The following is a 20,027-nucleotide window of genomic DNA, read 5'->3' on the forward strand; positions in this document are numbered from 1 at the left end:
TGCCGGATGAGTCATATAAAAATCAAAAATAATCACCGACATAGCTTGCCGAAACAATAAGAATCGAAGTGATTGAGGGTCGGTTCATGTGCATACCCACTACAGTCCACAACAAACCGCCACAAAATGAAGGCTTTTAACTGAGGTAAAAGCTGGTTGGGTCAAGGTCTCTCAGGATTGTCAATTCATCTTCGGATGGTTCTTCCGTCTCTTTTACATCGTGAGCTACATCCAGGTCAAAAGAACAGTTGGCCCTGATTTTTTCCACCGATTGTCCCGGAAAGTATTCGGACAGATACATTTCTTTGGTATGGCTATCAAATTTATAGACCCCCATTGTGCTCACGACAACAGACGGGCCATTTCCCTGCATGTCCAAGCGTTCTCTCGCCCCAGGGCCGTCAAGGAAGCCGGGTGCCGACAGGTAATCGACCCGCTCCACAAAACGTTTGGGATCCTGCGGAATAATGGCCAAAATCCTTTTGCCGCAGGCAGCCATATCACTTGCTCCTCCGCTTCCCGCAAAATAAGTGAAGGTCTCCGGCTTATTCCAGTTCCCCACTCCAGTAGAATTGATGTTTCCGTATTTATCGATCTGCGCTCCGCCAATAAACGCGACATCCACCTCGCCACGCTGAAGGGCAGCCATGGTCGCGAGCATTCCAAAGGTTCCATCGCCCTTACAGAATAATGCGGGGTCATCCACCGTGATGGCTAACCCGGGAGGAGGAGTCGCCCTGATAGAACCTCCCTCCGTAAACAGAATGATATTTTTTGCATGAGTGGCCATAGCAAAGCCGATAACCAAAAGGGGCAATCCGACTCCAGCGAAGACAACCTCACCGTCGATAATTTCTTGCGCACATCGAATGACCATCAGTTCGGTCGGTTTAAAATTGCCGGTCATTGGTGTCCTTAAAGCCTGTCTTATCCCCTGATGTGCATATCTGTGTACGGAGGCACCCCTTCCCAGATATTGGGGTCGTGATACCCATAGTCGACTTCCATCTGGGGCTTGAAGCCTAAAATGGGCTTTAGCCTTTCCAGAGCTTCCTGACCAAATGTATTGACATATTTTTGTATATAAGCCTTATGATCCTTTACACCATAGATCCATTCATTCAGGAAGTGCGGAACGATTTCCTTTTTCTTCATGTACTTTCCTTGATATTGTGCAAATCGAACATCAAGACCGTAAAAGCCGCGACAAGCCGAAGGATGAGCTCCCCATGGGCATGGCACAACAGCCAGGGTCTTATAGTAGGGGATCAGGGTTCGGTCCGGATCGCTCCTCACCATTTCCGGATCTACAATTTCTTCCGCAGTCACAATGACGCCCCGTTTGCTTCCCATAGCCCCATGCTGATCTCCATTCCCGTGGGTCCCCCAGGCCACGACATTGCCAAGATGGTCGGCACGCTGGGCGTGGATAAGGGCTACGTCTGCGCGCCAGGCGCGAACTACTGTGATCGGCTTGCCGGTAAAAGGGTCGTCGATAATCCTGACATCAGCGCTATTGTATTTGACCACATCTGTGCCGATATTTCCTCGAACCGGGAAAAAGGGCACCCCAAGATACCCGGCCATGAGCGCGCCGGTCGCTCCGAAATTTGAAATGTCGTGTCTTTTCAGTTCCCCATCCTGAAAAGCGCGTTGGATTGCATGAGGAGCCCTGGCACACCAGTTCATAGCCCACGCAAGATGCATTTCGTCGATGCAACCGGCAGCCACCAGGAGATCCAATCCCCCCGCATCTGTAGAGGTGCTGAGAATATTGAGGTGTTTCTTTCTTTGCCGGATAATTTCGTAAGTCAATGCCATGGGGACCATGATTTGAAATCCACCATAGTAAAGAGTGTCCCCCTCGAGGATGAATTTGGACACCGCTTCCTTGAGTGTCATCCTTTTGTCTACGCTCACAAGTTCCTTCTCCGTCCTGCAAAAACACACGAAATAACTGTAATCATTTTATGAAAGAAACAGGTGCGACTTTCCACGCGCAAGAGATAGATATCTCAACATTTCCTCTTATTGACAGTTTTGTGAGTTCACTGACCATGCACAGATATTTGGGCACGAAAGAACTGTTCTGCTCTTTGCCAGCTGCTTTTTCACTCAGGGGGATTCTTTTGCCGGGGACGTAAAATGATATCCGCACAAGATGGATATCGAGGTTGCCGGAATCCACTGCATAAAATGCCTATAGCAGGATTTTCTCCCAGGCGAAAAACATGCTTCAGAGCGGTAAAAGGAATCTATCCTTAGGGACCTATCCTTTGGATCCAGCGGGGCAGAGCGAATCGCATTGGCAGAAAGGGCACAGAGGGATTTCACGCTCTGTCCATACCAATCGTCGCATAGCAAAACAGAGGGAAAACATGGGGAGAATGAGACATGGGAATTTCAAGAAGAAGAAGAAACGGACAGCATTTGCCTATCGCATTGGTAAAATCACCCGCCAAAATTGTTCGAAACCATGCAACATCATGTGCTATTTGGACAAACGGATAAAACGAAGGCCCTTTGATCCAATCAAAAGGCCTTCCAAAATCAACAGTTACTTTTGAACTTTTTTCTTTAAAAAGTATCCGTCCTTGTCGATTACATCCCTCAGAAGGCTCAAATCATGATCGCTGGGCTCAACCATTTCCTTCACAACGGGAGGAATGACCAACTCGAAACTCACCTTCTCCTGAATATCCTTAGGGGTGAGGCCGGGTTTTACTTCTAGAAGCATCATGCGGCGGGTTTTTTCATCAAAGCCGAACAGCGCCTGGTTCGTAATGACACGATACGGCCCCGAACCCATGACGCCCGCCTTCTCACGATAATCGGGAGAACCGTCGCCAAAACCGATACTCGTCAGAAAGTCCACCTTATTGACAAATCTTCTCTTTTCGAGAGCCATAATGGCGATGGTTTTCTCGCAATTGGCCGCCATGGCACCCGCACCACCGCTTCCGGGGAAACGGATGGTAGGCTTGTCGTAATTAGCCCCTTCCATGGTGGAACAGATATTCCCATACATGTCGATTTGTGCGCCACCGATGAAAGCGTAATCGGAAAAACCTCTCTGAGTCAACTCAAACGCACTGCACAATCCCTTCAGGAACATTGCCTTGCGGGCAGCGCGTGTATCACCAACGGACAAGGGCATTCCCATATCCAATACGGGAGCCAATGAACCGGCTTCATAGATCATGTACAGGTTGGGAGCATGGGTAAGTTGCGCATGCATGGCGGCAATGATCGGCAGACCCGTACCAACGAAAACAATCTTCTCGTCTTCCAAAACCCTCGAGCCAGTGTAGGCGATCATTTCCATATCACTATATTCTGGCATTCTATTATCCCCCTTAAACTTTAGAGTTTACTTGATATGATCATTGAAATTAGACGATGATGGGCTGTCCTTCATCCATAGCACGCAACTTCTTCAGCGTCTTGTAGCCTGCAGCCTTCTCGAGATAGTCGTCGAACGTTTCACAGCCAAAAATATACTCATCGTAGTACTTCTTAAGGGGTTCCTTGTCTCCTGTCTTTCTGAACTCTTCACCAAGACTACGGAACATCTTGATGTGCTCCATATCGAACCAGTAATGACCATAAGACGCGCCGGGGTAGCTGGCAAAAGGCTGCTCGATGACTGCATCCACCGCGGGATAGGGAATTTCCGTCAGGTTGGGATACTGCCTGATGGAATCGGCCGAAATGACTTTTTCAGTGGTCATGATGGTATGACATGCAGCCATGGCAATTTCAGGACACGTGCAGAGCGCACCGAAGAGGCGGGCATTTCCGTACATATCGCAGGCCGTGGCGTTGATGATGGCAAGGTCGGGATAGCAAGCAGGCAGCAGGTAGACGTTTTTCTTGGTGAAAGGGCACTCGATCATCTTTCCGCGGTTGACGAGCTCCATATCGGACCCACCATGGTCACGGATGGGAATAAACGGAAGCCCCATGGACGCGGCTTTGAACCTTACGGACATGCCATAATTGGTATAATCGTCCACCTCAATAATGCCATTGGTGGTCAAGTATCTAAAAAGGGGAGCGATTCCAATAATTTCATAACCCCACCAGGCCAATTCAACGCGTTTGATGGAAACCCGGTCGGGATCAATAATCATGGCACCTGCAAGCAACTCCGCACAAATCGAATTGGATTGCATGGAAAGAGTCAGGTCCCTGGCACCCTTGCGAATGATCTCATGAACGATAGCGACGGGCACCCTTGTATTGACGAACCCACCGATACCAAGGTTCATTCCATCCTTTACATACTTACCGACCGCTTCCTTGAGCGTGGTCCTCTTATCGCGAAGACCGTGCGGTTTGTTGACCACGATCTTTCTTGCTTCATCAGGGGTCGGCCCCCAATACTCGAAGATTTTCTCTTTGTAGTTGAGCTTGGAAACTTCCTTGATCTTAGAGTTGACATTGTTTAGCAATTTTGTCCTCCTTTTGAAACAGCCTCTTTTGCAGCGAAGAGAGTTTTCAGAGATGGAACGTTTGCGATTGTCCCTCATGCCAGTGGGAAATTGCGCCTATCACTTGCCTTGGAAATTGCTAAATGAGCCTCTTCCCTCCTTTCCGATGATTCTTTAGGAATTAGGAATGCAAATAAAACAAGTAATATAGTGTAAGAAACAGTAAATTAATCTTACCGTGAAAGTACTATGAGCTCTCGGGAACAGTCCACCATCTCCGCTTTTGGGCGGATTGAAAAAAACCTGAGTTGTGGTAAGGTCTGTTCAGATCGCAGTGGGCAGCATATGGTACTGGCGCAAAGCCGCGATCCATCGAGGAGCATTGCGCTGAACCATCAGCTCTTTGTAATCCACCTGTGAATCTCGATAAGGTACCCTGCGACTGAGCAGAATGAAAACGATTTTCAGAATCTTATGAGCCAAAGCAATAATGGCGCGCTTGTGTCCCCGGCGTATGACAAGCCCCGAATACTTGCTTTGGAACATGCTTTTGGTACGACGTGCGGCATTGGCCATTTCGCACAACAGTCGTCGTACATATGGGTTGCCCTTGCGAATGCGACCGCTTTTTCGCTTTCCGGCGGATTCGTTATTGCCAGGGCAGACCCCGGCCCACGAGGCCAGACGCTGTGGGGAGCCGAAGGCCTCCATGTCCAGTCCGATCTCGACGATCAACATAGCCGCACCCACGGCATCGATTCCAGGTATGGTCTGGAGAAGGTCCAGAGCCCAGCGGTGAGACTCCAGTTCAGCCAGCAATTGGGTGTCGAATCGAGCGATACGGGCCTCGAGCTCACGGATGTGCTGGAGGATTTCGCGCAGGACGAATCGATGGGCGGGAGTCAAATCGCCATCGAGTGCGTCGAGCAACTCCTCGGGAGTGGCTTTGAGCCTGGAGTTGGCAAACTCCAGCGCCTGCAGGGGTGTTCCGCCCTCGATCAAACATTCGATCATATGCCGGGCGGCTTGACCGTGAATATCACTGACCACCACGGAAAGACGTATTCCGCCATCCGTGAGGACTTTATGAAGCCTGTTCTTTTCACTGGCAAGCATCCCAACCAGCTTCTGTCTCTCACGGGAAATCAGACGGAGGTTTCCCAGTTCTTCTGGAGGAATGAAGCTCCCGCGAAGCAGGCCGCAACGGGCCAGCATGGCCAGCCAGCGACTGTCGGCCACATCCGTTTTGCGACCGGGAACCTGCTTGACGTGTCGGGCATTGACAACGGCGGCAACGATTCCCTCGCGTTCCAAGGCCGAGTAGATGCTCTTCCAGTAGATGCCCGTGCTCTCCATGACCACAATTTCGGGGTTGGCGTCTCTGGCCCACCTGGCCAAAGCTCGCCGATCCCGCTTAAACGTACCGAAAGTCAGTGTTTCCGTGTGGATCGATCCGTCTTCCTGTTCCGCAATCAGACAGGCCGTCACATGCTTTTGATGAACATCAAGGCCTATAGCGCTCTTGTGGATCGGTTCCAGTTCCATGTCCTCGACTCCTCCTGTAAAATGTATGTTGAGATGGCGAGGACATGTTTCGAATCAACCTGCGGGTGCCCGGCACCCGTGGCCCTATTACCGTGCGCTCTCTATAGAAGCAATCCGGGGTGCGATGCGAAACAATGGGTCTCGTTAGCTGACTGGGTCCAAGCCACGTATTCACTTGCGCGACCTCGCCCTCGCCAGCTCCCTTTACCGTGAAAGTACTATGAGCTCTCGGGAACAGTCCACCATCTCCGCTTTTGGGCGGATTGAAAAAAACCTGAGTTGTGGTAAGGTCTGTTCAGATCGCAGTGGGCAGCATATGGTACTGGCGCAAAGCCGCGATCCATCGAGGAGCATTGCGCTGAACCATCAGCTCTTTGTAATCCACCTGTGAATCTCGATAAGGTACCCTGCGACTGAGCAGAATGAAAACGATTTTCAGAATCTTATGAGCCAAAGCAATAATGGCGCGCTTGTGTCCCCGGCGTATGACAAGCCCCGAATACTTGCTTTGGAACATGCTTTTGGTACGACGTGCGGCATTGGCCATTTCGCACAACAGTCGTCGTACATATGGGTTGCCCTTGCGAATGCGACCGCTTTTTCGCTTTCCGGCGGATTCGTTATTGCCAGGGCAGACCCCGGCCCACGAGGCCAGACGCTGTGGGGAGCCGAAGGCCTCCATGTCCAGTCCGATCTCGACGATCAACATAGCCGCACCCACGGCATCGATTCCAGGTATGGTCTGGAGAAGGTCCAGAGCCCAGCGGTGAGACTCCAGTTCAGCCAGCAATTGGGTGTCGAATCGAGCGATACGGGCCTCGAGCTCACGGATGTGCTGGAGGATTTCGCGCAGGACGAATCGATGGGCGGGAGTCAAATCGCCATCGAGTGCGTCGAGCAACTCCTCGGGAGTGGCTTTGAGCCTGGAGTTGGCAAACTCCAGCGCCTGCAGGGGTGTTCCGCCCTCGATCAAACATTCGATCATATGCCGGGCGGCTTGACCGTGAATATCACTGACCACCACGGAAAGACGTATTCCGCCATCCGTGAGGACTTTATGAAGCCTGTTCTTTTCACTGGCAAGCATCCCAACCAGCTTCTGTCTCTCACGGGAAATCAGACGGAGGTTTCCCAGTTCTTCTGGAGGAATGAAGCTCCCGCGAAGCAGGCCGCAACGGGCCAGCATGGCCAGCCAGCGACTGTCGGCCACATCCGTTTTGCGACCGGGAACCTGCTTGACGTGTCGGGCATTGACAACGGCGGCAACGATTCCCTCGCGTTCCAAGGCCGAGTAGATGCTCTTCCAGTAGATGCCCGTGCTCTCCATGACCACAATTTCGGGGTTGGCGTCTCTGGCCCACCTGGCCAAAGCTCGCCGATCCCGCTTAAACGTACCGAAAGTCAGTGTTTCCGTGTGGATCGATCCGTCTTCCTGTTCCGCAATCAGACAGGCCGTCACATGCTTTTGATGAACATCAAGGCCTATAGCGCTCTTGTGGATCGGTTCCAGTTCCATGTCCTCGACTCCTCCTGTAAAATGTATGTTGAGATGGCGAGGACATGTTTCGAATCAACCTGCGGGTGCCCGGCACCCGTGGCCCTATTACCGTGCGCTCTCTATAGAAGCAATCCGGGGTGCGATGCGAAACAATGGGTCTCGTTAGCTGACTGGGTCCAAGCCACGTATTCACTTGCGCGACCTCGCCCTCGCCAGCTCCCTTTATACCACCTTTCATCATCAGGGGTGCCGCGAACATCTCGGCATGAACGTTATACCACCTTTCATCATCAGGGGTGCCGCGAACATCTCGGCATGAACGTTAGCTGTGATAAAGATTGCTTGATGTCGTCTTCCGTGACGATATTGCTTCCGTACTAGTTGCCACACCGTACTAAGAATATTTCCACAGACAGAGAGATCGAGAAGAGAGATTGGAGGCAACCCATTCCTATATATATTTTGATCGACTCAAATTAGAAAAACCGCAAACTCTTTCGCAAGAGTAAAGAATATGAACTCTAACGGCGAAAATCTCCTACCATGCAGGACTAGGGCGTCCAAATCGGCGAACGCCCATTGACTGGTTTTTGACCCCCGGCACTGGGAAGCAATGCTCCTACCATTCTAAAATGGCCCATGTGTGGGCATTTTGCGCCTAGCCATGCCCTGTTTGACACTGTAGCTGCGGGCCATGGGTTTCCTTGTAAGATATTGGAATATATAGTATTTTTCCGTTATTTTCCCGGTTTTTGGCACTGGCAATGAGTTTGAGGTGAGTCCCAGCCTGCTCTGTGCTCAAGCTCTCGAGACGGTCAGGATGTGGGAGCACCTCTCGTCTCTGTTTGACCAAAGAGGTGAAGCGGCCAGTGATCTGCTGCTCTTCGGCAACGCTGATCTTGATCACCTGCTCCGCTTCGGCCCGGGTGGGAGTGCCGCACAGGGCGGGCAGGCGAAGGGCGATACGATTGGCATCCTTGATCTCTCCCGTGCCGTGAAACTTTCCCAGTCCGAAGAGCGACTCGATTGGATCGGAGGTCACTGGCAGACCGATATGATCCAGACCAAGCTTGGCAGCGATTTGGAGTTGGTTTTGCAGGTAGGCGACGAACTCACGACGAACAGGGCTTGAGCCGATGGCCTGGATAAATGGCTCGCACTGGGCTATCGTGGAGTGACTTAGCCCTCGAGCCTTGAAAATCTTCTGGCACTCGAGCAGTGGTACGGCATCGTCTCGGAATCGCTTGATGAAAGCCCTGCATGAGGGCAGCCGGTCCAGACAAGCTCGCAGCTTTGAGAGGGTGGAGCCCTTCCGGGCACCTCCGGCAGGAGAGAGTCTGAGCAGTTGTTCTGCCCATCTGATAAGGCGGTGCACATTCATAAAGCGCGCTTTGGTCTGCACCTTCGGGGGAGCCAGGCACGCGAGCACCGTCTGCTTGAGCTTGCCCGAGACCCGGCCACAGGCAGAAAGGAAGGTTTCGAAGAGCGGATGATCCTGATACCACCACTTGAGCAGATTGGCAATGACATGGGAGATGTCGTCAATGCACGGGCTTGCCAGTCCTTGCGCACCGAGTAGGTGGATGGCTTTCTGCAAATCGGTGCCTCCGTCTTTGAGGTAAGCAGCCGGGCGTCCCGCTGAGGCGATGAGGCGATCGAGGAAGGCCGCAATAGACTCACCCGTCCAGGAATCGGCCACTGATACCGCCATGCAATGGAGATCTTGAAGCCCGGGGGCAACTGGACAGAGTTGATGGTGATGAGCGTTGAGAGCCAGGACAGTCAGAATCTTACCCGTTCCCAGACCAATGCTCATGTCGATCATCCAGATAAGTCCGTTACAAAACGGTGCCTTCGCCACTGGCAGCCCCTGTAGCATCGGGGCGGACCGGATGCGCACCAGAGAGAGCCTGGTCACCCAGTTGATGATGGTCTGTGGACAAGGGACTTTTTTTTAAACCCATGGCTCCCATCATTATGCCCAACACCCGGCTCACGGCCCGGAACCCGATGCGAGCCACCACAAACAGCTGCAGGGCCAAGAAGACCAGATCCACCTTGCTCTGGAGGACAATCACCCGTTCCTGGCTCTCCAGTTGGTGTACACGAGCCCGGCTCTCCTTGAGCTCTTTTTTGAACTTGTCGCGCTCCGCCTTGACTCGGGCCAGCTCTTTGCTCTGGTAGCGGTTCTTCTCAGCTCTGCACGCGGCTTTCTGTTTCCAGTTATCCCGGCTCCTTTTGTATCTGGTCTCCGGACTCATAGCGCACCCGCCCACCGAGATGCGCCGCCGCTGCCACTGAGGATGTGTATTTTGATCATTGTACTTACCTCCCGGATTATGGCTGATAAAATCCAGGTTATCGTACAACTGTGGACACAACCTGTCCAACACTTATGTGGCCCAAATCCCGAGCACTAAAATCAGCCCTCAGAGGCCATTTTTGGACGCCCTAATGCAGGACCTTGTGTTGTCAACGAAAAAACCCTTTAAACAAGGGGAACAAAAAAGGAAAAATTTTTTATTCATTGATTTTAATTCAAAAGAAAAGTTCTCAAGAACCATACAATAAATATAAACTTCAAAAAGATTTGCAACATCTTCAATGTATCTACGCGCCCGATGGTTAGATGAGACTCAGATATTAGACAATGGTGAGTTGTAAGGAACGTGTAAACTGTTGTCTTCAGAATGCTGTGAAAAAGGGCTGGTCGCCCGGTTCAAAAAATATTCGCATCGATATTATGCTTATGATTCCAGTCTTTTCAAAAGAGCCGCATCCCAAAAAGAACCTTTCAACCAATGAAAGTGAAGAGTTTTTGCTTGATGTTTTTCAATGACCGTGATAGTTGATACTCTGTTTTGACCGCGAAGGTTGATTATCAAATGTGCGGTGGGTGTAGCTCAATTGGTTAGAGCACTGGGTTGTGGCCCCAGAGGCTGTCGGTTCAAGTCCGATCACTCACCCCTCACTCAAATGAATCATGCCAGGGACCGCTGTTGCGGTCCTTTTTTTTTCCGTTCGACTGTTTTAAAATTTTTTAAAATGGCTCAATTTCAGTCCATTTTGTCAAACAGTGGGCAACACAAGAGGGAATCATTTACGTCCATGAAACCTTTCATTCTCAGAAGCGACTGGCAGGCAACGGGAGATCAGCCCCAAGCTGTCGAAAAGCTGGTTGCGGGCATCCGTAGTGGAGTCAAAGAACAAACCCTTCTCGGAGTCACGGGGTCGGGAAAAACATACACCATGGCTCACGTGGTTGCACAAGTGCAAAAACCGACGCTTGTTATGGCCCCCAACAAAACCCTTGCCGCACAGCTTTATGGAGAATTCAAGTCGTTTTTTCCCGAAAACGCCGTTGAATATTTTGTCTCTTATTATGACTATTACCAGCCCGAAGCCTATCTGCCCCAAACAGACACTTATATTGCAAAAGATGCATCCATCAATGAAACCATTGATAAAATGCGTCATTCGGCGACACGTTCTCTCCTCGAAAGAAACGATGTCATTATTGTGGCAAGCGTTTCCTGTATTTATGGTCTGGGTTCTCCCGAAACCTACCAGGGAATGCTCCTTTCGCTGCAGACGAATATGGAGATTTCTCGGGAACAGGTATTGAGGAAACTTGTCGAAATTCAATATGAACGCAATGACATCGACTTTCATCGCGGAACCTTTCGAGCCCGCGGTGATGTTCTGGAGATTTTCCCCGCCTATGAAGAAGAGCGGGCGATTCGCGTTGAGTTCTTTGGGGATGAAATCGAGAGCATCAAGGAGATAGATCCTCTCACGGGGAGAACTTTCCGGGTATTGGAAAAAATTGCCATCTATCCAGGCACTCACTATGTCACCGATCGAGGAAAGTTGGAGAAAGCCATTTTGGCCATCAAGGATGAACTGTCGGAATCCCTGGAAGATTTCTACCGCCGCGGCAAACTCATCGAGGCACAGCGCATCGAAGAGCGAACCCGGCTGGATATGGAAATGCTTCTCGAGTTGGGCTACTGCAGCGGTATCGAAAATTACTCGAGATACCTCGATGGGCGCAAAGCCGGCGAGCCTCCCCCTACCCTCCTTTCATATTTTCCCGACGACTGGCTTCTTCTCATCGATGAAAGTCACATCACCATCCCGCAGGTGCGCGGCATGTACCGAGGCGACCGGGCCAGAAAAGAGACTCTTGTCAATTTTGGCTTCAGGTTGCCTTCGGCTCTCGATAACCGGCCTTTGAATTTTGAAGAGTTCGAGGCGAAGATCAATCAGGTGATCTACGTATCTGCAACGCCAGGACCTTATGAACTCTCCCGAACGGTCGGGCATGTGGCTGAACAGATCATTCGCCCAACAGGCCTCATAGACCCCAAAATCGAGGTGCGTCCTGCCGATTTCCAGGTAGACAATCTCATCGGAGAGATTCGAAAAAGAGTGGCTGCCCGACAACGCGTGCTCGTAACGACGCTCACCAAGCGCATGGCGGAAGATCTCAGCGAGTACCTGACGGAGTTGAATATAAGAGTCCGGTATATGCATTCCGATATCAGTACTCTTGATCGCATCGAAATTGTGAGAGACCTTCGGTTGGGCGAGTACGACGTTTTGGTCGGGATCAACCTGCTGCGGGAAGGATTGGATATTCCAGAAGTTTCCCTGGTGGCGGTACTCGATGCGGACAATGAAGGTTTTCTCCGTTCCGAACGCTCTCTCATTCAAACAGCGGGACGGGCAGCGAGAAATGTGGACGGAATGGTCATTTTATATGGCAACCGCGTGACGGAATCCATGCGCCGTGCGATAGAAGAGACAGAACGACGCAGGCGGATTCAAATGGCCTATAACGCCGAACATCAGATTGAGCCTCAGACCATCCGTAAAGAAATCGGGGACGTCATGGCCGAATACAGGGAACCGGATCTCAGCCCCTCACAGGAATGGATACTGGAGGAATCCCAGGAAATTCTTAATGCCCTCCCTTCGGCGGACTCTATTGACGAGCACATCAAACATCTGGAGAAGTTGATGAAGGAAGCTGCACAGGAGCTTGAATTTGAGAAGGCAGCCTTGATGCGGGATCAAATCAAGCGCCTACGCCAACATCAACTCTTAACGCTCGGATAAGAATATTTTCAATATATCCAGGGGCGAAAAGATGCATGGACAAGGCATGGGTTTCAGGAAAGAAAGTTCAGCAAGGCAGCGGACCGAATTGGACTTCATACCTTCGGCAGAAGCTTCCCCATCTCATAAAATGCTCCTGAGTGCCATACTGTTCAACGGCATAGGCGGCTGCGACCGCTCCCATCTGACAACAGACTTCCCATGGCATTTTCATACTCCACCCCTTCAGCAACCCTGCACGAAAAGCATCGCCGGCGCCAGTGGGATCCAGAACCTCATGAACGGGAACAGCTGGAATCAGCGTTTTTTCACCTTGCTGATCCAGAATGCAGCCTTCAGGACCTCTTGTAGTGACCACCATTTGAACATGCTGATAAAGCATTTTCAGAGACCACCCTGTCATCTGCAAAAACAGGGAAAGCTCATAATCATTTGAAATAAAACAAAGCGCTCCGTGCACGGCCTCCCGGAGTTCATTTCCTTGCCAGATATTGAGGCTTTGTCCCGGATCAAAGAAAAAAGCCTTGCCGGCGCTTCGCGCTAAATCCGCCAAAGACATCATGTCTGTTTTATTGCCAGGGCCTATGAAAATCATCAAGTCCGTTTCCATCTCTTTAAACGGAGGCAGCTCCGATTCATAAGCCATTGCGCCTGGGTTGAAAGCGGTAATCTGATTGTCGTCCAGGTCCGTCGTGATGTATGCTCCCGCCGTGAGAACGCCTGGGATCTTTTTGATCCAATCCATGGGCAATTGGTTTTTTGATAGCCACTGTTCGTAGCGGTCGAAGTCTTCGCCTGCGGTGGCCACGATGTAAGGCCTTTCTTCGAGTAAGGCCAGAGTGTAGGCAATATTTCCGGCGGTTCCTCCGAATTTCTCAACTAATCCATTGATATTAAAGCAAACATTTAAGACATGAATTTTCTCCGGTAGGATATGATCTGCAAAATGTCCAGGAAAGTCCATAATTCGGTCGTAGGCCAATGAGCCGGAAATGAAAATTCGCATCTTTTCTTCTCCCTTATCGATTGAGGATATCTGTACTATTGATTTGAAATCTTCTATACTCGAAACCATTGATATGGGTAAAGTCAAAAAAAGGATGAAAAAATGATGATTCAATGCGATGAACGGAAGATCTATTTGTCTTGTATGATGGTTATTTTTTCATTGGTGGTGGCAATTTCTACAGCGTGGGGCGGTTCCATGCGAATCAACATGAAAGACGGTACGTTCGTTGATGTACCCTACTTTTGGGAAGAAAACGGCGAGTACAAGTTCGAAATGGCTGGCGGAGAGGCAGGGGTACCCAAATCCCAAGTAACATCGGTGCAAGAGGTTGTCATATCTAAAGAATTTGATCCTGAAGTTTTGATCGAAGATCCTCAAGGGACATCAGGGACCGGCCAGGAAAAAGCCCTCCAGGAAATCATCGACACAAAGTTTTCTTCAAAAAGCGGGGGGGGAAAAGCTGGATCCGGAAGAAAGCCTGAAGCTGCTGAAAATGGTCGGAGCAGGGGGTAAAGGAATTGCCCCGTCCAAAGAACGTGTCTTTGGGCCCTCTTTCATGGTTGAAGGTGACTTTGCCGAGCTGGTGAAGAAAGATGAAAATGATGTCACTCTTGTCGTCAGAAATGTCATCAGCAGTCGGAACAATCTCAAGGGACATTCCATCAATCTCGTCCTCTATGATGGAGAGGGGAATGTGATTCAGACAAAACCATGCGAAGTCATTGAACTGGATATAGACCCAAAAACAATGAAAACATTGGGCCTTGGAGGAAATCTGTATTGCGTCATGGGCAGTATCAAACCTGATTCGCGAATCAAGCGCTACGAAATCTCATCCAACCAAAGGTAGGGAGGACGATCTCAACCGGCAAATGTTCCTGCAGCGATTTTGGAAAGGTTGGTCTTTTCAAAGCCTTCGGCGGGAAACATGCCAGCTTGTTTCCGTAAAAATCAGCGTCGTGGATTGTCTTCTAATTTCTTTTCAGTACGACAATCGTGGCACCCCACCCTCCTTGGAGGGCACCGGCCTGTCGGATGTTTGAAACCAAAGGGTGCTTGTGCAAAATGGAGTGCACTCTTTTTCGGAGTGTTCCGCTTCCCTTTCCATGAATGATCAGGACTTCATGAAATTCTTTCACAAGAGCAGCTTCCAAATAATCGTCCAGAAGCTCTTTCACCTCTTCCGGACGAAATGTGTGTAGATCCAATGTATCTTCAATGGGCACCACCACCGGCTCTTCGAGACTGTGTTCATCCATATCACTCTCCTTACAGACGGCTCAAAATGGCTCGGGCGCAAACTTCGGCTCCGTCGCTTCTGACCTTGCTCTCTAAACGCGGCAATGCATCGAGGGCCGTGATGGCAGGTTCCCATTCGCCTGCATAAAAATCTTCTAATGGCAGGAAAAAAGTGGCAAGATGACGTCTCATTTCATCTACCAATATATCGTATTCCGGGAAAAAACCTCGGTCGGTGAAAATAACCGGAGTTCCCTGAACCAGACAGTCCGAAACAATTCCATAGCCGGGCTTGGTGATCACCGCGTCCATGGCTGCCACAACGTCCGCATAGGAAAGGTTAAATGCATCCAGGCAACGAGAATTGCCGAAATGGAAGCTCAGGGGCTTTTTGTAAAAAAAGAGAGCATTGTCTATTCTTTCGAGATTTCTTTGTGCTTTTTCATCCAGATGCAGGTGGGCAAATGAAATCAAGCAGGCCTTTTTGCCCGGTTCGCATCCCAGGATTTTTCGGGTCTTTTCCGGGTCTCTTGTGGATTTGCGTGCCACCAAAGGGACATCTTCGATATGAGGACATGCCGAACAGTCTCCATGCATGGGCAGCTGAAGGAAATGACCGCATGCCCCATATGATTCGCGTATCCAGCGAACCAGAGGGCTCCATCGGGAATCGGATTGAGCATATGCCTGGTAGATCCAGTCCCAGGTAAAATTGCTCATGCCCAGTGAAGGAACGCCATATTCCGATGCCGCCAGAAAGGGAAGAAAAGGAATGTCGCAAACAATTTCATCGACCTGCTCGCTTTCAAGAAATGCAATTTCTTCGTTTATCAGAGATTCTCTGCTCTCGTAGAGCTCCTCCAGTACTTTCAAGGATACATCCAGATCAAAACGCAGGCTGTCTTTCTGCACCAGGCCGAGATCGAGGCGCTTTCTGCGTATGGGAAGAGATCTCCCAACGTTTTCGTCGACGAGGAACTGTGGAAGGTCGGAAACCACGATAACATCTACAGAGTCACTCATGAGATATAATTGCCGGATCACCTCAAGGGAACGCACTGCATGTCCAAACCCATGGGGGGTTATATAATAAGCCAGAATCCTACGTTTCTTTGTTTTCATCGGGGGGCACCTGTGGCCAGCAGCTACAGCGGTTACAATCGTTCATCATCTTTTCTTTAACTCCCATCACGCGGCGGGTTAAAACGAAAAAAAAGAGATGCAAGGCAATAAGGAAAGCGGGAAGAGTTTTTGAAAAGCGATGTTATCATGAGCTATGAGCTATGAGCCATGAGCCATTTTTCATATAAAAGATTAGCTTATTCACTGTATGTGGTCAAGGGGAGAGAAAAGATGTAAATTTTGTGAACTTCATGAGCGTCATTGCCTGTTTAAGCTTTTATGGTGAGAGAACTTTCCTGTACACGAGAGGAGATGATCTATGGGATCAGTGAAAGTCACTTTTCAACCAGAAAACAAAACGATTGAGGCGCAGTGCGGGGAAACCCTCATGGATGTTGCATCGCGCGGCAATATAGACATCAATAACCTCTGCGGAGGTCAAGGAGTGTGCGGTAAGTGCCGCGTCAAAATTCTCAAGGGAAAAGTGAAATTCCTGAGCAAACAGATTGGCTTTCTCGAAAAGGGAGAGATCGAATCCGGCTACATGCTCGCATGTCAAACCGAAGTGCGAGATGAGGACATTGAAGTCTTCATTCCTATAAACTCACGCAAAGAAGAAGAACGCATTCTGACCACCGATCAACTCCTGAACTATGGAGCTCCCGCTCCTCTCGAAAAAGGACCCGATTTCGTCAAAATTCCCTATTTTTCACCTCTTTGTCAAAAGCTCTATCTTGAACTGTCCGAACCCACCTTGACCGATAGCGTTTCCGACCTTGACCGGATTTATCGAGAAATCAGAAAGAGGCTTCCCGACTTTCAGATTCAGGCCCATTTTTCCGTCCTATGGGGACTGGCATCCCTCCTGCGCAAGAACGACTGGAAGACAACGGCGACTCTACATCTTCGAGACCTTAATTGTCCTCACATCCGAAATATTGAAGCGGGCAACACAAGCGCTCAAAATTATGGGGTAGCGGTGGACGTGGGCACAACGACGATTGTGGCACAGCTGATCGATCTTCGAACCGGAACCGTTATAGGTGTCGAGGGAAGCCTCAACCGCCAGGCCCGCTACGGTGAAGACGTCATATCCAGAATGATTTTTGCCTGTACCCGTGGTGGATTGCAGCCTCTGACAGAAGCCGTTATCACAACAATCAATTCCCTGGTGCAGTCCATCAGCGAAAAAGCGCGGATAAGCATGGAGGATATCACCTGTTTTGTAGCCTCCGGCAATACAACGATGACCCATCTTCTTCTGGGCCTTGAACCTTGCCACATACGCCTCCAGCCATATATCCCCACGGCAAATCGTTTTCCCCCTTTCCAGACTGCAGAAATCGGTCTTAAAGGACATTCTAAAGCACTCCTTCACTGCATGCCCTGTGTCAGCAGTTACGTTGGTGGAGATATCACTGCAGGAGTTCTCGCTTGCGGAATGAACGATCAGCCTGAAGTTAGCGCATTGATCGATGTGGGTACTAACGGGGAAATCGTCATTGGAAACAGTGAATGGTTGGTCTGCTGTTCAGCATCTGCCGGTCCCGCTTTTGAAGGAGGAGGAATCAAGTGTGGAATGCGAGCCACCAAGGGCGCCATTGAAAAGATCATTCTCTCTGGGAAAAAACTTGAATACACTGTCATCGGAGAAAGCAAGCCCCGCGGCATATGTGGCTCCGGCTTGATAGATCTCCTGGCTGAACTGGTGGCTGAAGAGGTGATCGACCAAAGAGGCAAATTCATTCAATTCGATCACCCCCATGTACGATTCACAAACGAAGTGGCCGAGTTTGTCCTGGCCGAAGGCGAAGAGACAGAAACGGGAGAGGCGGTGGTCGTTACGGAGGATGACATCGCAAACCTCATCAAGAGCAAAGGTGCAATTCTTGCCGCCATGAAAGTGCTTTTGGAAAACTTTGACATGAGCTTCAACGATTTGCAACATATCTATGTTGCAGGGGGGTTTGGCGCACACCTGGATATTGAAAAAGCCATTTTCATAGGCCTCCTTCCCGATATCCCCAAAGATCGCATTCGCTTTATCGGAAACAGCTCCCTCGCCGGTTCCCGCTTTGCTCTGCTCTCTTCTCATGCATTCGCCAAAGCCGAAGCCATCGCGAAGCAAATGACTTATTTCGAGTTATCCGTTCACCCGGAGTTCATGAATGAATTCGTGGCATCCCTCTTCCTGCCGCACACTCATATGGAACTCTTTCCTTCGGTAGAACAGAAGTTGAATCAGAGGAAAAAAGTCTCCAAATGAATCGGAAACAAACCGCACCATACCTTCTGGAGTGCTTTCACACCTCCTTGCCTGATTCCTGCGTGGCAGTTCACCGCAGAAGACAAAGAGAGTGCAGGGAATAAGGAGAATTCAAAACTGCCTGTTTTCCTCTCGCTCTGCGACATCTGCAATATGCCAAGGGGATGATGAGAGAATGTCATGTCAAAAAATCAGGTGATCTTCTTCGATATCGGGCAAACCCTTGTGACCGGCAGAGAAAAATCTGCACGACGTTTACTGGGAGACCGCCTCAAATTGACGGAAAAAGAAACCAAACGGGTTGGAAAACTGATCATGACTCACTACGCGGAAAATCCCATGCACCTCTTGGAACCTCTGGAAACGCTTTTGCCTTATCGCCAATCATCTGAACTCCTCACCGCCCTGGAAGCGATTTGGCACGACCAAATAGAGAGCGTCAAAGAGATTTCCGGAGCTTCCCTGATTTTGAAATCACTGCGTCGAATGGGTTACAGACTGGGGGTTATCTCAAACATCTGGCACCCCTTTTACGAAGGGTTGTGTCGGAACTGCCCGGCAATCATAGAGCTTTTGGATTACCACCTGTTGAGTTATCGTGAGGGATGCAAGAAACCGTCATTGGGCATTTTTGAGCAAGCGATAAAGAGAACCGGGGAGAGGGATTGTTTATGCTGGATGGTGGGAGATTCTTATGAACTGGATATGGAACCCGCTCAACGAGTTGGCATGAAAACCCTGTGGGTACTCAATCGTCCGGAAAAAGAAAGGTCCGTTTTGGCCCGGATTCTAAGGAGCGAGAAACAAGCTCCGGACTGGGTGGTGGAAAATCTGTATGGAATTCTAGATTTTTTCCAGGGGAAAGGATTGTGAACAATGATAGGTTTTTTCCTTGTTGTACTGCTGATATCGGGAATGATGTTTCTTTCATTATCCCTTCTTACATATGCATTTTTTTGGTATGAAACCGCAAATACTTCCTACCGCAATTGTTTGGACCGTCTTTCCGGGGGAAAGACTAAATTCTGGCTCGCCAGCGGAATTTTTTCAAGTTGTCTGAGTCTCTTTCTGGTAGCGATTTTTTATCCCGCCGGATTCTGCAAAAGGCTCTGGCATCCGGAAGCGGATACACATTGTCATTTTCCCCCTGTCATTCTAGTTCACGGCATCTACCACAATCCGGCGGCCTGGACCTTGTACCACTGGTGGCTGAAGCGCGCAGGCTTCAAGAACGTATATGCATTCAGCTACAATAGTTGGCACTCCAACTTTGATGAATGCCTGCAACAATTGAATACATTCGTGAAAAAAATCTGTTTTCTTTTACCGGGAAGGAAAGTGATCCTGTTGGGACACAGTCTTGGAGGGCTTTTGTGCCGGGCATATGCGGACGCAACAGACATGCAGAGCGATGTGGCTGCCGTCATTACTTTGGGAACTCCACACCAGGGAAGCAAAATGGCCGTCTTAGGCTTGGGAAGGCTTGTGAAAAACCTGGCCTACAGAGGCCCTCTTATTGAAGAGATGGAGCAGTGTTCCCCCAATCCAGACATTCCCCGTGTAGCGTTTTATTCCCCCGTTGACAATATGGTCTTGCCCAATGAAGCGCTTCGAAGCCGTTGCCCAACATGGTCTCACCAGAGAATTTCCCCTATAAGTCACGTGGCGGTACTCTTTCATCGTCCAACAGCAAAGCAGATTATGGAATACATCAAAAATTATGAAGAAAAATGGACAATTTGTTAATGAACCGGATCTGCTGAAAGATCATCCCCTGCCCTTGTATGATCTGGA

Annotated in this window: 17 protein-coding genes and 1 tRNA gene; 7 read left to right on the plus strand and 11 right to left on the minus strand. The window is 49.9% G+C overall.

From position 1 onward, the window contains the following. Window positions 1-136: 136 nt before the first annotated feature. The 8 genes from QMG16_RS04060 to QMG16_RS04095 form a co-directional block, all read right to left on the minus strand. Window positions 137-907: a CoA-transferase subunit beta gene (locus tag QMG16_RS04060; RefSeq protein ID WP_281792394.1), complete on the minus strand. Its 771-nt coding sequence runs from the start codon at window positions 905-907 to the stop codon at window positions 137-139. Window positions 908-927: 20 nt separating this feature from the next. Continuing rightward, entirely contained in the window at window positions 928-1,920 is a 993-nt protein-coding gene (locus QMG16_RS04065) for a CoA transferase subunit A (RefSeq protein ID WP_281792395.1), read from the minus strand. 637 nt (window positions 1,921-2,557) lie between these two features. After that, complete coding sequence (locus QMG16_RS04070) at window positions 2,558-3,343, minus strand: CoA-transferase subunit beta (RefSeq protein WP_281792396.1); 786 nt, start codon at window positions 3,341-3,343, stop codon at window positions 2,558-2,560. A gap of 49 nt (window positions 3,344-3,392) precedes the next feature. Continuing rightward, complete coding sequence (locus QMG16_RS04075) at window positions 3,393-4,454, minus strand: CoA transferase subunit A (protein WP_281792397.1); 1,062 nt, start codon at window positions 4,452-4,454, stop codon at window positions 3,393-3,395. Between the two features lie 303 nt (window positions 4,455-4,757). Beyond that, window positions 4,758-5,978, minus strand: coding sequence for an IS110 family RNA-guided transposase (locus QMG16_RS04080; protein ID WP_281792048.1), 1,221 nt, complete (start codon window positions 5,976-5,978; stop codon window positions 4,758-4,760). Window positions 5,979-6,273: 295 nt separating this feature from the next. Then, on the minus strand, window positions 6,274-7,494 hold the full coding sequence (locus tag QMG16_RS04085; RefSeq protein ID WP_281792048.1) for an IS110 family RNA-guided transposase: 1,221 nt from the start codon (window positions 7,492-7,494) through the stop codon (window positions 6,274-6,276). Window positions 7,495-8,134: 640 nt separating this feature from the next. After that, complete coding sequence (locus tag QMG16_RS04090; protein WP_281792398.1) at window positions 8,135-9,292, minus strand: hypothetical protein; 1,158 nt, start codon at window positions 9,290-9,292, stop codon at window positions 8,135-8,137. A 22-nt stretch (window positions 9,293-9,314) separates the two neighbouring features. After that, window positions 9,315-9,869 carry a hypothetical protein gene (locus QMG16_RS04095; protein WP_281792399.1) on the minus strand — a complete coding sequence of 185 codons (555 nt, stop codon included), beginning with the start codon at window positions 9,867-9,869 and terminating at the stop codon, window positions 9,315-9,317. A 499-nt stretch (window positions 9,870-10,368) separates the two neighbouring features. Here QMG16_RS04095 and QMG16_RS04100 point away from each other — a divergent pair. Both QMG16_RS04100 and uvrB read left to right on the plus strand, forming a co-directional pair. Beyond that, window positions 10,369-10,442: transfer RNA gene (locus tag QMG16_RS04100), tRNA-His, on the plus strand. Window positions 10,443-10,584: 142 nt separating this feature from the next. After that, on the plus strand, window positions 10,585-12,597 hold the full coding sequence (gene uvrB / locus QMG16_RS04105; RefSeq protein WP_281792400.1) for an excinuclease ABC subunit UvrB: 2,013 nt from the start codon (window positions 10,585-10,587) through the stop codon (window positions 12,595-12,597). A 67-nt stretch (window positions 12,598-12,664) separates the two neighbouring features. Here the strand turns inward: uvrB and QMG16_RS04110 are convergent, their stop codons facing one another. After that, window positions 12,665-13,717 carry a carbohydrate kinase family protein gene (locus QMG16_RS04110; RefSeq protein WP_281792401.1) on the minus strand — a complete coding sequence of 351 codons (1,053 nt, stop codon included), beginning with the start codon at window positions 13,715-13,717 and terminating at the stop codon, window positions 12,665-12,667. Here QMG16_RS04110 and QMG16_RS04115 point away from each other — a divergent pair. Together QMG16_RS04115 and QMG16_RS04120 are read left to right on the plus strand one after the other, a co-directional pair. Next, entirely contained in the window at window positions 13,706-14,119 is a 414-nt protein-coding gene (locus QMG16_RS04115) for a hypothetical protein (RefSeq protein WP_281792402.1), read from the plus strand. The two genes, QMG16_RS04110 and QMG16_RS04115, sit on opposite strands and share 12 nt — an antisense overlap. Before the next feature lie 43 nt (window positions 14,120-14,162). Further along, window positions 14,163-14,456 (plus strand): hypothetical protein, encoded by a 294-nt coding sequence (locus QMG16_RS04120; protein WP_281792403.1) that lies wholly within the window; start codon window positions 14,163-14,165, stop codon window positions 14,454-14,456. Between the two features lie 121 nt (window positions 14,457-14,577). On the opposite strand, the gene QMG16_RS04125 is transcribed toward QMG16_RS04120, so the two are convergent. Both QMG16_RS04125 and QMG16_RS04130 read right to left on the minus strand, forming a co-directional pair. Beyond that, window positions 14,578-14,865: a Smr/MutS family protein gene (locus tag QMG16_RS04125; protein ID WP_281792404.1), complete on the minus strand. Its 288-nt coding sequence runs from the start codon at window positions 14,863-14,865 to the stop codon at window positions 14,578-14,580. A 10-nt stretch (window positions 14,866-14,875) separates the two neighbouring features. Then, on the minus strand, window positions 14,876-15,967 hold the full coding sequence (locus tag QMG16_RS04130) for a hypothetical protein (protein WP_281792405.1): 1,092 nt from the start codon (window positions 15,965-15,967) through the stop codon (window positions 14,876-14,878). A 319-nt stretch (window positions 15,968-16,286) separates the two neighbouring features. On the opposite strand from QMG16_RS04130, the gene QMG16_RS04135 reads away from it, so the two are divergent. The 3 genes from QMG16_RS04135 to QMG16_RS04145 all read left to right on the plus strand — a co-directional run bounded on the left by QMG16_RS04135 (window position 16,287) and on the right by QMG16_RS04145 (window position 19,979). Next, window positions 16,287-18,233 (plus strand): ASKHA domain-containing protein, encoded by a 1,947-nt coding sequence (locus QMG16_RS04135; protein ID WP_281792406.1) that lies wholly within the window; start codon window positions 16,287-16,289, stop codon window positions 18,231-18,233. A 180-nt stretch (window positions 18,234-18,413) separates the two neighbouring features. Continuing rightward, window positions 18,414-19,106: an HAD family hydrolase gene (locus tag QMG16_RS04140; RefSeq protein WP_281792407.1), complete on the plus strand. Its 693-nt coding sequence runs from the start codon at window positions 18,414-18,416 to the stop codon at window positions 19,104-19,106. Window positions 19,107-19,109: 3 nt separating this feature from the next. After that, the gene (locus QMG16_RS04145; protein WP_281792408.1) at window positions 19,110-19,979 is read left to right on the plus strand and encodes an esterase/lipase family protein; all 870 of its coding nucleotides are present in this window, start codon (window positions 19,110-19,112) and stop codon (window positions 19,977-19,979) included. Window positions 19,980-20,027: the final 48 nt, after the last annotated feature.

The sequence above is a fragment of the Desulforhabdus amnigena genome (assembly GCF_027925305.1).
Taxonomy (GTDB): domain Bacteria; phylum Desulfobacterota; class Syntrophobacteria; order Syntrophobacterales; family Syntrophobacteraceae; genus Desulforhabdus; species Desulforhabdus amnigena.

Coding starts and splice junctions, on each gene's coding strand:
- QMG16_RS04060 (WP_281792394.1), bottom strand. CDS start 907: ATGACCGGCAATTTTAAACCGACCGAACTGATGGTCATTCGATGTGCG.
- QMG16_RS04070 (WP_281792396.1), bottom strand. CDS start 3,343: ATGCCAGAATATAGTGATATGGAAATGATCGCCTACACTGGCTCGAGG.
- QMG16_RS04080 (WP_281792048.1), bottom strand. CDS start 5,978: ATGGAACTGGAACCGATCCACAAGAGCGCTATAGGCCTTGATGTTCAT.
- QMG16_RS04085 (WP_281792048.1), bottom strand. CDS start 7,494: ATGGAACTGGAACCGATCCACAAGAGCGCTATAGGCCTTGATGTTCAT.
- QMG16_RS04090 (WP_281792398.1), bottom strand. CDS start 9,292: ATGAGCATTGGTCTGGGAACGGGTAAGATTCTGACTGTCCTGGCTCTC.
- uvrB (WP_281792400.1), top strand. CDS start 10,585: ATGAAACCTTTCATTCTCAGAAGCGACTGGCAGGCAACGGGAGATCAG.
- QMG16_RS04115 (WP_281792402.1), top strand. CDS start 13,706: ATGATGATTCAATGCGATGAACGGAAGATCTATTTGTCTTGTATGATG.
- QMG16_RS04120 (WP_281792403.1), top strand. CDS start 14,163: ATGGTTGAAGGTGACTTTGCCGAGCTGGTGAAGAAAGATGAAAATGAT.
- QMG16_RS04125 (WP_281792404.1), bottom strand. CDS start 14,865: ATGGATGAACACAGTCTCGAAGAGCCGGTGGTGGTGCCCATTGAAGAT.
- QMG16_RS04130 (WP_281792405.1), bottom strand. CDS start 15,967: ATGAAAACAAAGAAACGTAGGATTCTGGCTTATTATATAACCCCCCAT.
- QMG16_RS04135 (WP_281792406.1), top strand. CDS start 16,287: ATGGGATCAGTGAAAGTCACTTTTCAACCAGAAAACAAAACGATTGAG.
- QMG16_RS04140 (WP_281792407.1), top strand. CDS start 18,414: ATGTCAAAAAATCAGGTGATCTTCTTCGATATCGGGCAAACCCTTGTG.
- QMG16_RS04145 (WP_281792408.1), top strand. CDS start 19,110: ATGATAGGTTTTTTCCTTGTTGTACTGCTGATATCGGGAATGATGTTT.